This is a genomic window from Rhodobacter sp. P2_H5, from assembly GCF_056403335.1.
Genome location: NZ_JBFUFS010000021.1, coordinates 49,409 through 64,882, shown reverse-complemented (window position 1 = coordinate 64,882; position 15,474 = coordinate 49,409). Strand labels below are relative to the sequence as shown.

At 63.1% G+C, this 15,474-nt stretch carries 17 protein-coding genes and 1 tRNA gene; 3 read left to right on the top strand and 15 right to left on the bottom strand.

Features of this window, described 5'->3' with window-relative positions; all coding sequences use genetic code 11:
- Positions 1–273: 273 nt before the first annotated feature.
- The 13 genes from cobD to iscR form a co-directional block, all read right to left on the bottom strand.
- The gene (gene cobD / locus AC1DVR_RS20365; protein WP_478002442.1) at positions 274–1,224 is read right to left on the bottom strand and encodes a threonine-phosphate decarboxylase CobD; all 951 of its coding nucleotides are present in this window, start codon (positions 1,222–1,224) and stop codon (positions 274–276) included.
- 8 nt (positions 1,225–1,232) lie between these two features.
- Entirely contained in the window at positions 1,233–2,174 is a 942-nt protein-coding gene (gene cbiB / locus AC1DVR_RS20360) for an adenosylcobinamide-phosphate synthase CbiB (RefSeq protein ID WP_478002437.1), read from the bottom strand.
- A 3-nt stretch (positions 2,175–2,177) separates the two neighbouring features.
- Entirely contained in the window at positions 2,178–2,963 is a 786-nt protein-coding gene (locus tag AC1DVR_RS20355) for a propanediol utilization protein (protein WP_478002436.1), read from the bottom strand.
- 81 nt (positions 2,964–3,044) lie between these two features.
- Positions 3,045–3,121: transfer RNA gene (locus AC1DVR_RS20350), tRNA-Arg, on the bottom strand.
- 47 nt (positions 3,122–3,168) lie between these two features.
- Positions 3,169–4,386, bottom strand: coding sequence for a cysteine desulfurase (locus tag AC1DVR_RS20345; protein WP_478002434.1), 1,218 nt, complete (start codon positions 4,384–4,386; stop codon positions 3,169–3,171).
- Complete coding sequence (locus tag AC1DVR_RS20340; RefSeq protein WP_478002433.1) at positions 4,379–4,966, bottom strand: YIP1 family protein; 588 nt, start codon at positions 4,964–4,966, stop codon at positions 4,379–4,381. The genes AC1DVR_RS20345 and AC1DVR_RS20340 overlap by 8 nt, the downstream gene beginning before the upstream one ends.
- Positions 4,963–5,442: a YIP1 family protein gene (locus tag AC1DVR_RS20335; protein WP_478002432.1), complete on the bottom strand. Its 480-nt coding sequence runs from the start codon at positions 5,440–5,442 to the stop codon at positions 4,963–4,965. Before AC1DVR_RS20335 ends, AC1DVR_RS20340 begins: the two co-directional genes overlap by 4 nt.
- Complete coding sequence (sufD, locus tag AC1DVR_RS20330; RefSeq protein ID WP_478002430.1) at positions 5,442–6,716, bottom strand: Fe-S cluster assembly protein SufD; 1,275 nt, start codon at positions 6,714–6,716, stop codon at positions 5,442–5,444. Before sufD ends, AC1DVR_RS20335 begins: the two co-directional genes overlap by 1 nt.
- On the bottom strand, positions 6,716–7,483 hold the full coding sequence (gene sufC, locus AC1DVR_RS20325; RefSeq protein ID WP_478002429.1) for a Fe-S cluster assembly ATPase SufC: 768 nt from the start codon (positions 7,481–7,483) through the stop codon (positions 6,716–6,718). The genes sufD and sufC overlap by 1 nt, the downstream gene beginning before the upstream one ends.
- A 17-nt stretch (positions 7,484–7,500) precedes the next feature.
- Complete coding sequence (locus AC1DVR_RS20320) at positions 7,501–8,085, bottom strand: phosphoheptose isomerase family protein (RefSeq protein ID WP_478002428.1); 585 nt, start codon at positions 8,083–8,085, stop codon at positions 7,501–7,503.
- Between the two features lie 144 nt (positions 8,086–8,229).
- The gene (gene sufB / locus AC1DVR_RS20315) at positions 8,230–9,750 is read right to left on the bottom strand and encodes a Fe-S cluster assembly protein SufB (RefSeq protein ID WP_478002427.1); all 1,521 of its coding nucleotides are present in this window, start codon (positions 9,748–9,750) and stop codon (positions 8,230–8,232) included.
- 40 nt (positions 9,751–9,790) lie between these two features.
- On the bottom strand, positions 9,791–10,837 hold the full coding sequence (locus AC1DVR_RS20310; protein WP_478002426.1) for a cysteine desulfurase family protein: 1,047 nt from the start codon (positions 10,835–10,837) through the stop codon (positions 9,791–9,793).
- Between the two features lie 84 nt (positions 10,838–10,921).
- Positions 10,922–11,398: a Fe-S cluster assembly transcriptional regulator IscR gene (gene iscR, locus AC1DVR_RS20305; RefSeq protein WP_478002425.1), complete on the bottom strand. Its 477-nt coding sequence runs from the start codon at positions 11,396–11,398 to the stop codon at positions 10,922–10,924.
- 153 nt (positions 11,399–11,551) lie between these two features.
- Here iscR and AC1DVR_RS20300 point away from each other — a divergent pair, with 153 nt between their 5' ends.
- From AC1DVR_RS20300 to AC1DVR_RS20290, 3 genes are all read left to right on the top strand, one after another.
- Positions 11,552–12,211 carry an alpha/beta hydrolase gene (locus tag AC1DVR_RS20300; RefSeq protein WP_478002424.1) on the top strand — a complete coding sequence of 220 codons (660 nt, stop codon included), beginning with the start codon at positions 11,552–11,554 and terminating at the stop codon, positions 12,209–12,211.
- Between the two features lies 1 nt (position 12,212).
- Complete coding sequence (locus tag AC1DVR_RS20295) at positions 12,213–12,476, top strand: hypothetical protein (protein ID WP_478002423.1); 264 nt, start codon at positions 12,213–12,215, stop codon at positions 12,474–12,476.
- A 117-nt stretch (positions 12,477–12,593) separates the two neighbouring features.
- On the top strand, positions 12,594–13,268 hold the full coding sequence (locus tag AC1DVR_RS20290; RefSeq protein WP_478002422.1) for a sulfotransferase family protein: 675 nt from the start codon (positions 12,594–12,596) through the stop codon (positions 13,266–13,268).
- Positions 13,269–13,430: 162 nt separating this feature from the next.
- Here AC1DVR_RS20290 and AC1DVR_RS20285 read toward each other — a convergent pair whose 3' ends face one another.
- Entirely contained in the window at positions 13,431–14,084 is a 654-nt protein-coding gene (locus AC1DVR_RS20285) for a sulfotransferase family 2 domain-containing protein (RefSeq protein ID WP_478002421.1), read from the bottom strand.
- A 22-nt stretch (positions 14,085–14,106) separates the two neighbouring features.
- Positions 14,107–15,129 (bottom strand): glycosyltransferase family 2 protein, encoded by a 1,023-nt coding sequence (locus AC1DVR_RS20280; protein WP_478002420.1) that lies wholly within the window; start codon positions 15,127–15,129, stop codon positions 14,107–14,109.
- Positions 15,130–15,474: the final 345 nt, after the last annotated feature.

Genomic DNA, 15,474 nt, shown 5'->3' with positions numbered 1-15,474 from the left:
AGCGAGAAGGTGTCGAGCCAATCCTTCGAAACGTCGACACCGATGAAATCCCGTGGCAAAGTCATGGCGGCCTGTCCTTGATCTGCGGGGTCGTCTGTTGGCGCAGCGCCCCAGGCAACTGTTCAGGTTTGAACGCGAAAACGCAGACGAGCCCCAAGCTACCGGACGGGCTCAGGCACCCAAGGATGGACCGGGGTCTCGTCTGCAACCTCCATTGTCGCAGATCGCCAAGAGACAAGGATGGGCAATCTGCCCATCTTCCAGATCCTAAGGCTACAGGGCTGACACCCGCGCCCATTCCGCATCGCCCCCGGGCAGGCCCAGGCGGATCCAGCCCCGATGCCAGGGGAAAATCCGGCTCCAGATCTTCGCGCGGGCCAGGAAGGCCTGCGCCTCTGCCGCATCCGGCGTGTTAAAAAGGCGGAAAAGCGGCGTGCCGCCAAGGGCTTGCCAGCCGACCCTCGTGCAGATCGCATCAAGGCGCGCAGCCTCGCCCCCCAGCCGCGCGGTGGTGGCCTGTGCCCAGGGGCCATCACGCAGCGCCAGTGTGCCGATCTCGATCGCGGGGCCCGCCACCGGCCAGGGCCCGGCCAGTTCGCGCAAGCGCGCCACATCGGCCTCGGCGCCGAGGGCAAAGCCCAGCCGCACCCCCGCCAACCCGTAGAACTTGCCAAAGCTGCGCAACACGATCAATCCGCCCTGCCCAGCCTCGGCGGCAAGGCTCTCCTGCGGCATCGGGTCGGCGAAGCTTTCGTCCACCACCAAGAGCCCGACCTTGCCCGCCAGATCCCGCAAAGCCGCGCGCGGCCAATGCCGCCCGTCGGGGTTGTTGGGGTTGACCACCACGGCCAGATCGGCCCCGGCGAGATCCTCCAGCCCCGGGACCTCTTCCACCTGCCAGCCGCAGGCACGCAGGGTGGCGGCATGTTCGTTATAGGTCGGCGACAGCACGCGTGCCTGCCCGACCGGCCGCAGCAAAGGCACCATCTGGATTGCCGCCTGCGCGCCGGCCAGCGCCACCATTGGCGCCGCCGTCCCGAAAGCCTGCCCGGCGGCGGCGAGCAAGGCCGCCATCGCGGGCCGGGTCGGCAGGGCGGTGAAAGCCTGCGCGCTTAGGGAAGGCACCGGATAGGGCACCCGGTTGATCCCGGTCGACAGGTCGATCCAGTCGCTGCCGCCGAAGTGCTCCCGCGCCCAGTCGAGGTTGCCGCCGTGATCCCTGATCTGGCCCCTCATACCAGCGCCACCACGGCCAGAAGCCCGGCCAGCGCCAGCACGGCGGCGAGGTACAGGTTCAAACCCCGCCCGAGGTCCATCGCCCCGGGGTCTGGCGCGCCCTCGTTCACCCAAGGCTCGGCCGAGACGGCCCCGCCGTAGCTGCGCGGGCCCGAAAGCCGCACCCCAAGCGCCCCGGCCAAGGCGGCCTCCGGCCAGCCGGCATTGGGAGAACGGTGGTGGCCGGCGTCGGCGATCATCACCTTGAACGCCATGCCGCGCGCCGCCCCCGCGACGGCGATGAACAGCAGGGCGGTCAGCCGCGCCGGAACCAGGTTGACCAGATCATCCAGCCGCGCCGCAGCCCAGCCGAAGGCGCGGTGCCGCGCGCTCATATGACCGATCATCGAATCCATCGTGTTGATCGCCTTGTAGGCCGCAATCCCCGGCAGACCAAAGAGCGCCCCCCAGAACAGGGGCGCCACCACCCCGTCCGAGGCATTCTCGGCCAGACTCTCCAGGGCGGCCCTCGCCACGCCGGGCGTATCCAGCCGCATCGGATCGCGCCCGACGATCATTGCCACCGCATCACGGGCGCCTTGCAGATCGCGCCGCGCCAGGGGGGCCGCGACCCGCCGCACATGGTCATAAAGCGAGCGTCCGGCGACCAGCGGCCAGGCCAGGACCCCGGTCAGAACGCCGCCCCAGATCCCGCCCGGCAGGCACCAGACCGCCAGCTGCGCCACGAGAATCGCAAAGGAGGTCACGCCGAGGCAGACGATGATCCCCTTGAGCCGGCGCTTCCAGAAGGCGTCGGTCTCCAGGTTCATTTCCTGATCCGCCTTCTCGATCACGGCGCCGATCCAGGTCACCGGATGGCCGATGCGGTCATAAATCCGGTCGGGCCAGCCCAAAGCCGTGTCCACCGCCATCGCCACCAGCATCGCCCCTGCAAACATGCCCTATCCCCCGCATCTGAACCGGGTGATCCGCGAAAATCCGGCCTCGCGCAAGTCTGCTGCCGCCGCTTGAGGGACAGTTCCCGGCGCAAAGATCAAGGCGCGGGCGGCGCCGGTATGGGCGATGCTGAAACCAAGGGCGGAATGCCTATGGGCCAGCTCCTCGGTCGGGTCGCCCTTGGGCCCGCGCAGGGCCAGGGTGCGCTTGGCCGAAAGGCTCGCCAGATGGGCCATCCGGGCCAGATCGGCGCCGGGCCATGCCTCGACCAGATCGCTGATGTCGGGGAAATTGGCATCCCGCGGGTCGGTGCGCAACCCTGGGCCGAAGAAGCCGCCCAGCACCTCGAACTTGGGCAGCGAGGGCAGATCGGCCAGCACCGCGCCCCGGCGCGAGGCCCAGAGAAGGCGTTCGGGATGGGCGAACAGCAAGGGATCCGAGGCGCCCTCGGCCTCCAGCACCGCGGCGATCAGGCCTTCGGAATCGGCGGCCCCCACCGCGAGAGCCAGGGCCAGCAGTGCGGCAGTCGAGGCCCCGGCCCCGCCGCCGACCGGCATGTTCAAGGCCAGACGCAGCCGCCCCACCGGCGCAAGGTCAAGGCGCCGCAAAACCCGCATCAGGCGCGCCCGCGCGACCACGGGCACCGGTTGATACAGTGTAAGGCTGCGCGCGGGCGTGGCTGTGGCCTCGGCCCAAAGCACCGGACATGGCAGTGTGACCAGGGCCACCGGCCCCGAAGGTCCGATCCTGCCCTGCATCAGCTCGCCAAAATGCCCGAAAACCCGCGCCATCCCGCCTCCCGTGATGCCGGGCAGACTTGCCAAGCCAAGGGCCAAGGCACAAGGCCTGTTCGCGCGGATCAGAGGGGAATTTGGTGCACCCAGCACGATTCGAACGTGCGACCTTTGCCTTCGGAGGGCAACGCTCTATCCAGCTGAGCTATGGGTGCAGGATGGGGTTCAGATAGTCGAAAGCCGAACCCCATGCAACCGCAAATCAGCCGAAAAGCTCCTGACAAAACTCCAGCGCCGAAACCAGCGCGTCGACCTCGGCCTCGGTGTTGTAAAGCCCAAAGGAGGCGCGGCAGGTCGCGGTCTGGCCGAAGAAACTGAGCAGAGGCATGGCGCAATGGGTGCCTGCCCTGACCGCGATGCCGCGCTTGTCCAGCACGGTCGAGATGTCATGCGCATGGGCCGGACCGTTCAGCGTGAAGGAGAAGATCGCCCCCTTGTTCGCCGAATTGCCCTGCACATTCAGCCAGTTGAGCCCATTGAGCCTGTCGCGGGCATAGTCGCGGATGCGGCGCTCGTGCGCGGCGATGTTCGACATGCCGAGCCCGGTCATATAGTCGAGCGCCACGCCAAGGCCGATCTGCTGGACGATGCCGGGGGTGCCGGCCTCGAACTTCATCGGCGGGTCGTTCCAGGTGATCGCCTCGCGGGTCACTTCGCGGATCATGTCGCCGCCGCCGAGGAAAGGCCGCATCTCGGCCTGGCGATCAGCACGGATGAAGATCGCGCCGGAACCGCTTGGGCCATAAAGCTTATGTCCGGTGATGGCGTAGAAATCGCAGCCCAGAGCCTTCACATCCACCGGCATGTGGACGGCGGCCTGGCTGCCGTCGACCAGCACGGGCACGCCCTTGCCGGCAGCGCCTTTGCAGATCGCGGCGACATCGACCACGGTGCCCAGCACATTCGACATATGGGTGACGGCCACCAGCTTGGTGCGCGGCCCGATGGCGTCGATCACCGCCTGCGGATCCAGATCGCCGTTCAGGTCGCACTCGACCCATTTCAGCACAACGCCCTGCCGCTCGCGCAGGAAATGCCAGGGGACGATATTGGCGTGATGCTCCATCACCGACAGGACGATCTCATCCCCCGCCTGCAGGCGAGGTGCGGCCCAGCCGTAGGAGACAAGGTTGATCCCTTCGGTCGCCCCGGTGTTGAAGATGATCTCGTTCTCATCGGCGTTCAGAAAGCGCGCAATGCGGCCGCGGACGGATTCGTAATGTTCGGTCGCAAGGTTCGAAAGGTAGTGCAAGCCCCTGTGCACATTGGCATATTCCTGCTCGTAGGCCTTGGTCATCGCATCGATCACCACGCGCGGCTTTTGCGCCGAGGCGCCGTTGTCGAGGTAGACAAGCGGCTTGCCGTTCACCTCACGGCTCAGGATCGGGAAGTCTGCGCGGATGGCTTGAACGTCATACATGGGGCACCGGAAGCAGAAGCGCGATCGCCAGGCCGAGGAGAAAGACCATGGCGAACAGGGTGAGAAGAATGCCGAGGAAGGTCTTGATCAGAGAGGTAAATCCGTTCAACGCGGCGGTGAACTGGGTCAAGAGGTAGAAATAGGCGAAGGCCGAGGCCAGCAGCACCGGCGCCGCCAGCACCGGCAAGAGCAGCAGTACGGCCAGTTGCCCAAGCTTGAGGAGCATCAGCACCACCTCAAGCCAGGCGGTCAGCGCCAGGCTCTTGGCGAAAGTGCCGGTGCCGCCGAACATTTTTCCAACCCGCCACATCAGGAAGGCGCCGAGGACCAGCGCGAAGAACTGGCTCACCGCCAGAAGGAAGGGGTTGTTCAGCACATCCTGAATGGCACTTTCGGGCACCGGGCCGGCGAATTGCATCGTCAGGACGGTCAGAAGCGTGTCGAGCACGGCCATGGCGGCGATGGCCATCAGGCCCTCGCTCGTATTCAGGCGCAGCGCCATGACCTGACGCGCGGCCCCGGCGGGGTCGGAGAGCGTGGCCCGGGCGGCCGCGAAAACCGTGCCTGGGGTGATATTCATTGGCCTTCCACCTCGCGCAACATCACCGTGTAAAGCACGATGAACAAAAGAAAAGTCAGAAATCCCACCACCGGAACCCCGGCCGAGCCATCGGCAAAGGCCCGCACCAGACCATAAAGCAGCATGGCCGGCGTGATGGCGACCAGCGCCCAGAACAGCGCGAGCCGCCCCTCGTAATAACCGCCGCTGCCGCCCATCAGACGCGCGACCAGATGGCCAAGGGCGGCGAGCAGGTAGAACACCGGGATCAGCACCAACATCCCCAGGGCCGCCGCCAGAAGGCGCGGTATCAGGGGCACTTCGGGATGCAAGGCGGCCTCACGCGCGAGGTAAGGCGCAAGCGAGGTCAGGGCGAGCAGGAGGAAGACGAAAAGAAACGTGAAAACAAACGCTTCCGAGCGTCCCCTCGCCTGCAGCCTGCGGATCACCGCCCGCGGTCTGCGCCAGCTTTCGACGATGTCCGAAGTCAGGGCCATCAGCCGTCGTGCCTTTCAAGCCAGCCTTCCAGCCGCGCGCGGATATCCTCGGCAATCGCCTCGTCCTCGATCTCGGCAATGGCTTCGGCGAGGAAGGCGAGGATCAACAGGCTCTGCGCCACCCGCCGCGGCACGCCGCGCGATTGCAGGTAGAAGAGCGCCGTCTCGTCGATGGCGCCGGAGGTCGAACCATGGCTGCATTTGACGTCATCGGCGTAGATTTCAAGCTCGGGCTTGGCGAGGAACTGGCTGTCCTCGTCCAACAGCAAAGCCTGGGAAATCTGATAGCCATCCGTCTTTTGCGCGCCTTTCTTCACAAGGATCTTGCCCTGGAAGACGCCAACCGCGCCATGTTTCAGCACCGATTTATAGACCTGACGGCTTTCGCACCGCTCGGCCCCATGGGTGATGAAAACCGTGTCGTCGTGATGAAACGCGCCATCCCCCATCGCGGCGCCTGCGATATGGGCCACCGCGTCATCGCCGGTGAAGTCGATGACGGATTCGTTGCGGGTCAGCACGCCATTGGCGGTCAGGGTGAAGCTTTTGAACACCGATTTGGCGCCAAGCCGGGTGAAAAGATGGCTTGCGGCGCGGCGGTCATGGGTGCGGCCCTGAGCGCGGACATGGTGGAAGCGCGCGCCATCGGCAACGTCCACCTCCAGCACGGCGTTCAGGCGGGCTGCGGCGGGGCCATCCTCCAGCAACGTCAGTTCGGCGCCGGGGGCAAGCCGGATGACGTGGTGGAGGATCGCATCCGAAGTGGTTGATGTCTGGTTGTAAATCACCGAGACCGGCTTGGCCGCCTGCCCCGTCACATCAATCAGCAAGCCGTCCGTCGCATAGGCCGAATTGAGCGCCGCCAGGGGACGCGCCACCGGCTTCTGCCCGGCGGTTTCCAGCGTGCCATAAAGACCCTCGGCCCAGTGACCCGCGCCGACCTCGGCCAGACGCGCGATGGTCACGCCCGAAAGCTCCAGCGCATCCGAGGCCGCCGCGTCAAAGACGCCATCAGTGAAGACCAGCTTCAGCCGGTCCACGGCGTCAAACAGCGGCGCCTCAACGGCGCCCTGAAACAGCGGCGCTTCGGGCGCTGCGATGGCGGTCAGCGTGGCCGGATCGGTGTAGCGCCAGTATTCGTCACGACGGATCGGCAGGCCAATCGCCTCGAGCCGGCCCGCTGCGGCCTTGCGCGCCGCATCCAGCCCCGACGGCAGGGTCAAAGCGGCCAGCCGCTGCGCCAGCGCCTCGGCCCGGGGAGAGATCGCACCCATCACTTCACCTCAGCCGCGTTTTCGGCCAGAAGATCGGCGTAGCCGTTGTTTTCAACCTCCAGGGCGAGGTCCGGGCCGCCGGTCTTGATGATCCGCCCATTGGCCATGATGTGGACGACATCGGGTTTGATATGGTCGAGAAGGCGCTGGTAGTGGGTGATCACCAGGAAGCTGCGGCCCTCGGAACGTAGGGCGTTGACCCCTTCGGAGACCAGCTTCATCGCATCGACATCCAGGCCGGAATCGGTCTCGTCCAGGATGCACATCTTGGGTTCCAGCATGGCCATCTGCAGGATTTCGTTGCGCTTTTTCTCACCACCCGAGAAGCCGACATTGACCGGGCGCTTCAGCATCTCGGCGTCGATCTTCAGGCTTTTGGCTTTCTCGCGCACCAGTTTGAGGAAGTCGCCGGCGGAAACCTCAGGCTCGCCCCGGGTCTTGCGCTGCGCGTTGAGCGCGGTGCGCAGGAAGGTCATGTTGCCGACACCGGGGATTTCGACCGGGTATTGGAAGGCGAGGAACAGGCCCTTGGCGGCGCGCACCTCGGGGTCCATCGCCAGCAGGTCTTCGCCTTCCAAAGTGGCGCTGCCTTCGGTGACTTCATAACCCTCACGGCCCGACAGGACGTAAGACAAAGTCGATTTGCCCGAGCCGTTCGGCCCCATGATCGCATGCACCTCACCCGGCCCGATCGACAGGGTGACACCCTTCAGGATCTGCTTGTCTTCTTCTTCAAGTTTCACATGCAGGTTGTTGATTTCAAGCATTTCTTTGTCCTTTAGTCTCAGGCCGGGGTGGCGAAGGCGGGGATGATCCAGCCCATTTGCGCCACGGGCAAGCTTTGCGGGGTGAAGGTGAAGGCGGCCATGCGGCCGGTCATTTCGGGCGGACCGACGAGGCTTTCGATCCGGTGATAGGCGGGGCGACCGGCGTAATCGTCGCAAAGCACGCGGACCGGCCGCGTGATGCGCATCAGCGTGGTCAGCAGGCAGGCGAGGCGGAAGCGGCCATCGACCAGCACCACATCGGGATGCTGGAAGTCCGACCGGTCCCAGACGCCAAGCGCGTAATGCGGCCAACGCTCGGCCTTGTTGCCGTTGGCAGGAAAGCCCCAGCGTTTGGTCGTACCGATATTGGCGTGGTGCAGAGTCACCGGCACCGGCGCGGGGTTGAGGCCCAGCCATTCCTGCATCCGCAGGAACCAAGCACGGTCGCTTTCCACCGCCATCACCGCCACACGGGCGGTTTCGGCGGCTATGAGGGTCGATCCCCCCATGCCATATTCCAGGATCACCCCGGCGTCGCGATAGGTGGCGCGCAACAGGTCGGCCTCGGCTTCCGGCATGGTCAGTTTCGGGGCTTCAGCCATGGTGAACCCTCTGTTGCCAAGGGCTTACGGCGCGAAGCTCACACCGCGCCGCAACAGCACCCTTGCCCCGTCTGGCGAGGCAAGCCGCCCCGAAGCCAAGGCAAGTTTGCGCAATCTGAGGGGCGGAATGGGGCAAGATCGCGCTCAGCCCACCGAACCTTCAAGCGAGATCGCGACCAGGCTTTGGGCTTCCATCGCAAACTCCATCGGCAGGGCTTGGAGCACCTCACGGCAGAAGCCGTTGACCACCAAAGCCACGGCCTCCTCCTCATCCATCCCGCGCGAGCGACAGTAGAAGAGCTGATCCTCGTCCACCTTCGAGGTGGTGGCCTCATGCTCGACGCGCGAAGAGGCGTTCTTGACCTCGATGTAAGGCACGGTATGGGCGCCGCATTTGTCGCCGATCAAGAGGCTGTCGCATTGGGTGTAGTTGCGGCTGTCAGAGGCTTTCGGGTGCATCGACACCAGACCACGGTAGGTGTTCTGCGCATGACCAGCCGAGATCCCCTTGGAAACAATGCGGGATTTGGTCCGCTTGCCGAGGTGGATCATCTTGGTGCCGGTGTCGGCCTGCTGGTGGTTGTTGGCGATGGCGATCGAGTAGAACTCGCCCTGGCTATCATCGCCGCGCAGGATGCAGGAGGGGTATTTCCAGGTGATGGCCGACCCGGTCTCGACCTGCGTCCACATCACCTTGGCCCGCGCCTCGCGGCAATCGGCGCGCTTGGTGACAAAGTTGTAGATGCCGCCAAGGCCGTTCTCGTCGCCCGGATACCAGTTCTGCACGGTCGAATATTTGACCTCGGCATCCTCGAGGATGACGATTTCTACCACCGCCGCATGCAACTGGTTGGTGTCGCGCTTCGGCGCGGTGCAACCTTCCAGATAGGACACATGCGCGCCCTTGTCGCAGATGATCAGCGTGCGCTCGAACTGCCCGGTGTTTTCGGCATTGATCCGGAAATAGGTCGACAATTCCATCGGGCAGCGCGTGCCCGGCGGGATATAGACGAAGGACCCGTCCGAGAAGACGGCCGAGTTCAGCGTGGCAAAGAAGTTGTCGGTGGGCGGCACGACCGAGCCGAGGTACTTCTTCACCAGCTCCGGATGTTCCTTCACCGCTTCCGAGATCGAGCAGAAGATCACCCCGGCCTTGGCCAGTTCCGCCTTGAAGGTGGTGCCGACCGAAACGCTATCAAACACCGCATCCACCGCCACGCGCCGCTCGCCCTCTGGCGCCTCGACGCCCGCCAGCAAAGCCTGCTCTTTCAAGGGGATGCCGAGCTTCTTGTAGGTGGCCAAAAGCTTCGGGTCGACGTCGTCCAGCGACTTCGGCTTCACCGCCATGCTCTTCGGCTTGGCGTAGTAATACTGATCCTGATAGTCGATCACCGGGTAGTTCAGCATCGCCCAATGCGGCTCTTCCATGCCAAGCCAGCGGCGGTAAGCGGCCAGACGCCATTCCAGAAGCCACTCCGGCTCGCCATTCTTCTCGCTGATCAGGCGAACGATGTCCTCGTTCAGACCCTTCGGCGCGTAATCGGTCTCGATCTCGGTCGCCCAGCCGTATTTATAGGCGCCCATCGAGGCGACCGTCTCGATCGTCTCGCGGTCCACGCCTTCGCGAACCTCCAAAGCTTGGGTATCCAAAGCGGCTTCGGTCATGATCTTAATCCTTAAGCTCCAAAGCCTTGCGGCCTGTTCCTCATGCAACCCGCGACAGGATGCGTCTGTATTCCCGGCCCCAGACCTCGGCAAAGCGCAAGATCTCGTCCTCGGTGTTCGACGGGCCCAGCGTGATGCGGATCGCCTGCCCCGCCAGGGTCTCGTCATAGCCCATAGCCTTCAGCGTGCGACTTGCCCTGACCTTGCCGCTGGAGCAGGCCGAGCCCGCCGAGACGGCAAAGCCAGCAAGATCCATCGCCATGACCTGAGTTTCGCCCTTCCAGTGGGGCGCAATCAGGCACAAAGTGTTCGGCAGCGTTCGCGCGCTATTCCCGACAGAAATAGTATCAAATCCCTGCGAGGACAACGCCTCTTTTAGAGTATTTCTAAGTTCGCCAACCCGCTCCCAGACCCCATCGGCCAGATCGCGCGCAGCAGCCTCGGCAGCGGCACCAAAACCCGCGATGCCGATCAGGTTTTCGGTGCCCGCGCGCCGCCCCATCTCCTGCCCGCCACCCTTCAGCAAGGCCTCAACCTCCAGCCCGCGCCGCAGGACCAAAGCGCCAACCCCCTTCGGCCCGCCGAGCTTGTGCGCCGCGATCAACCCCATCTGACAGCCAAGCCAGTTGAAGGCCACAGGCAGCTTGCCGAAGGCCTGGGTCAGATCCGACACCGCCAGCCCCTCGGGCAGTTCCTGCACCACCCCGGTCTCCGAATTGGCCAGTTGCAGGGCCGACCGCGCCGGGTCGACCACCGTCACCAGGCCCGAAGCTGCCGTCTCCAGATCCACCGCACACCAGGCCGCCACCGCATCATGCTCGACCCCGGAACAGTGCAGGCCCCGCCCCGAACAGGCCAAAGCCGCCGCCTCGGTCGCCCCCGAGGTGAAGACGATATCCGCCCCCTCCGCCCCCAAAGCCGCCGCGACCTGCGCCCGCGCCTTCTCGATCAGCGCCTTGGCCGCTCGCCCCTCGCCATGCACCGAGGAGGGATTGCCCTGCACATCCATCGCGGCCACCATCGCCGCCCGCGCCTCGGCCCGCAGCGGCGTGGTCGCGTTCCAGTCCAGATAGGCTCTCGTTTTCATTCATCCAGACCCAAATATCCCCGGGGGTGCGTGCGCAGCACGAGGGGGCGGGCAGCCCCCTGATTTTTCGCAGAAAAATCGTCCCTATTCTTCATCGACGACAGCGAACAGCGCCGGCACGGCAGGACAGGGCTGCATCTCGTTGCGGATCACATCCGACAGCCTGGTCTGGTGCAGAAAGACATAGACATGCGCCGAAAGCCCCTCCCACAGCCGGTTGGTCAGGCTCTGCGCCCGCGTGCCCGACACCCCGCCCGAGGCGCCGGCGCCGGCATGCATCGCATCGACATTCTCCTCGACCGCGGTCAGGATCTCCGACACCCGGATTTCCGCCGGCGCGCGGGCCAGCTTGTAGCCGCCGCCCGGGCCCCGCACCGCCTCGACCAGCCCCGCCCGGCGCAGCTTGACGAACAGCTGTTCCAGATAGGGCAGGCTGATGTCCTGGCGTTTGGCGATCTCGGCCAGCGACATCAGGTCATCGCCCTTGGCAGGCTTCATCTCGGCCAGCGCGAGGTCGGCGAGCGCCACCATCGCATATCGCCCCTTGGTCGACAGCTTCATGTCTTGCATTCCCATTGACGTGAGCCGTCCCGGTCATTACCTGAAACCGGAACGAGAAGGTGGCACTGGGCCCCTTTGGAATGGTTCTAAGTTCCCTGACCGATTTTGTCAACAATCGGCAGGCGGCTTTGGCCCAAGACTGGACGATGTAAAATGCCCGAAGTTATTTTCGCCGGCCCCGAGGGGCGTCTTGAAGGCCGCTATCACCCGCAAAAGGACCGTGACGCGCCGATCGCCATCGTCTTGCACCCGCACCCGAATTACGGGGGCACGATGAACAACAAGGTGGTCTACAACCTGCATTACGCCTTCTACAACCTCGGCTTTTCGGTCCTGCGCTTCAACTTCCGCGGTGTCGGCCGCAGCCAGGGCGAATATGACATGGGGATCGGCGAATTGTCGGATGCGGCAAGCGCGCTCGATTACCTGCAGTCGATGAACCAGAACGCCAAGCATTGCTGGGTCGCGGGCTTCTCCTTCGGGGCCTGGATCGGCATGCAGCTTCTGATGCGGCGGCCCGAGATCACCGGTTTCATCTCGGTCGCCCCGCCGGCCAACCTCTACGACTTCAGCTTCCTGGCGCCCTGCCCGGCTTCGGGTCTGATCATCAACGGCACCGCCGACAAGGTCGCCCCGCCGAAAGACACCCTGACCCTCGTCAACAAGCTGCACGAGCAGAAGGGCATCACGATCACCCATGAACAGATCGAGGGCGCCGACCACTTCTTCAAGGATGAAGAGGCGCATATGAAGCCGATGATCTCTTCGGTCAGCACCTATGTGAAACGGCGGCTCGGCGAGGTCTCGCGCTGAAATGTCGATCATCGAGGAACTGGGCGACGCCTTGGCCCGCGATGTGATCGAGGCGATGGACACGCTGGGCGACGAGCGTTTCTTCGACAAGGTGGCCAAGGTCGTCGCCGACGCCTCGCCCACCTTGCTGGAGGCCTATACCACCGCCTACCGCGTCCGCATGGCCGAAAAGCGGGCGCGCAAGTTCATCGAGGCGACGCTCGCCGCCAAACGCGAGGCGCCGGAACCCACCGCGGCTGCAAACAATCGCGGCGCTCGGCCGTGATTTCGCAGATATTGGCGCAACACGCGGCGTCAGCGGTGGATTGCCCTTGACGCCTGCGCCGCTTTTCTCAAGAAAACGAATGTCTCCACGCTCTACCCAATTGAAATGAGGCCGCCCATGACGACCGATGGAAAGATTTTTTGTATTGGTTTCAACAAGACCGGCACGACGTCGCTGCATCATCTTTTCAAGGCCGGCGGGCTCAAGTCACTGCACAGCGATTCCTGGCCGATCTGGAGCCACAGCGCGAAACTCAAAGCGGAATTTGAGAACGCGCGCTGCTATACCGACGGACAGGACGCCAATTTCAAGAACCTGGACAACTGGTTTCCTGGCAGCCTCTTCATTCTGAACGTGCGGGGCCTGAAGCCCTGGCTCTATTCCCGCATCAAACATGTGATGCGGCTCGGCTTTGCGGCAAATCCCTCGGAGGGAATTTACAAGCAACACCTCGGCCCGATGGCGCGGCAGTTCTTCACCTCGCCCAGCCTGGCAATCGACAAGTGGATCCTCGACCGCGAGATGTTTCACGCCCAGGCCCGCAACTATTTTCAGGCCAGAAGCAAGAAATTCATGGAGATTGACGTCACCACTTCGGAAAACTGGCAAGAGACCCTGAGCGGATTCATTTCCTCGAACGGGATCAAGTTCAAGTTGAAACCCGGAGTCGGTGAAATCCGCTCCAATACCCGCGATGCGCAGGAATCCAAGGACAAGGACCTGCTCACCGAATATTTCGCACTCGCCGACGCAAGGATTGCCCTTCTGTCGAAAGATTACCCGCTGGCGTGACCTGAGCACTCGCTTTTGGCGCCGGGTTTGTTGAACCTCCGATTCGGACCGAAATCCGAATTGGGGGTTTTCTTTTTAGCAGAACCAAAGGATTTCCATTTTGGGCTGAAAGTGCGGCGGCAATCGACCGCGCCTTCAATCACCCGACCAATTCACCCGGCGTCAGTCGCGTTTGAAATACTTGCCGAAGATCTCATAATCCTCAGCATAGAAATCCTCCAGGAACAGCCTTTGCTCACGGGTCAATTCGGATTCCGCGTGGCGATGTTTACCCGACCGGTTCAGGGTCAGTTCCTTGCCAGTCCAGCCGGTGATTTCGCTGACCCGTTGAATTGCCTCGCCCAGATCTGAAATATCGTAGACATAATCAAAGTAGCTAGGATCACGGCCCAGAAAGGATGTCAGCGGGCTGATATGATGCTCAATTCCCCAGACGGCGCGGTATTCCGCGATATGTTCAATGAACTCGCTCAAGGACGGGCGCAGCGACAATCCCTGTTTCCGAAACCGCTCGGCATGGCGGGAGTTGGTGATCTCGTCCTTGTCAAACACACGATTGCGGTGGGCCGAAACAAAACGCTCGATCGGGTCGCGGATCACGGTCAACTTCGCAAAACTCGCGACCCGCTTCTTGTTGATCTCTGAAAACAGCCGCGTCGGATAAAGCGTATGCACGCGAATGGGAGCGCCGCCCAGCATCAGGCTGCTCAGAGCGACCTGGTTTTCTGCTTCGAACAGGATCGTCTTGACCGTGGTGCAAGCCGCCTTCGGCACCGCAAAATAGGCGAAACGGAATTGGGGAAGAATAACTGTCATCTGTCTTTCCTGTTGGCCGTGATCAGAGGCGGAAGTCGCTGTCGGAGATGAAATCAGAGTGAATTCGACGCAGGCGTTCGTCAAAGGAACTTTGCGTAAAATCCAGATCGAGGGCCGAAAACATCCGGCGCGCGGCCTCGCCGATATTGGGTTCTACCTTGGCAATTCCACCAAGCGCATCAAGTTCCGCTATCTTGTCAAGCGAAAGGAACTGCAGCCGCGTCATCTTCAGCAAAGCCTGCGGGTCGGCCCGATTTTCGTGCAGCGTCCGCGCCTGCAGATTGCGCCCCGGATCGCGGCGCTGGCGCAGCGCCTCCTCGGAATCGCCCAGGAGGTCGATCATGGAGCGATACCAGCGCGACAGTTTCAGGGTCCAATGCAGCGGCGTCAGCCCGTCATAATGCAACAGAAAGGAGTTGCGCACCGCCCGCAGATCCTCGGATTTGCCGCGAAGCTCGACCTTCTGGCCGTTTTTCGGCACATGGATGTCAAGTTGCAAATCCCTGTCGGTGCGCAGGATCGATTTTCCGGGACCATCCTGCAGCAAGCCGAAATTGAAATATTTCCAATCGTCGCCGTAGATATCGGCGCCAAACTCCCGCACCCGCGGGCTGCGGCAGCGATAGCGGCCATCGAAAATCGACACCGATTCCTCGCCGATGGCATAAAATCTTTCCGCCGGCCGGAAGGTGTGAAAATCGACCTCGGTGCCCAGGACCTTGGTCAGTGCGTCGACCGAAGCAAAATAGGGATCGACATGCAAAAACTCGTCCGCGTCGCAGAACAGCAGCCAATCCTGGCGACATGCCGCATAGGCGCGGCGAAGATTGATGACCTGGCGAATTGTCTGCCCTATCGGACGCGTGCCCGCCCGGGTTTCCGACCAATATTCATCGGTGCAGACGACGAATTTAACCTGCGGAATTCCGGTCAAGACATCTTTGACATCTTCCCTGTCCCGGTCGAGGAAAAGATGCACCTCGGCGGCGCCAAGGTTGAGATAATGCGCAACAAAGGCACAGACCAACTCCAGAGGTTCATCCATAGTGGAGGTAACGGACCAAGACATTTGAACACCCTAAACTTGCCCGGCAATCGGAACGCTGCGTAACGTCACTGCTTACAACACCCCCAACCAAAGCACAAGGTTTCCGGCGGAAGGCCGGGATCTGCTGGGCGAAACATCGCAATCCGCGCGCACCGGGTGTTTCAAAACGGCCCGGGCTCCGCGGCGGAATCATTGCAGGGCTCGACACATCCTTAAAATGGCATCGCCGCTTTAACGGGCAAAGGATTGCGCAGAATTAGCTGTGCAAGGCGCGGCACCGCTTCGCGTGTTGCATTTTGACCGGAAAAAGACGATAAGAGAGGCATATCAGACCATGCAACC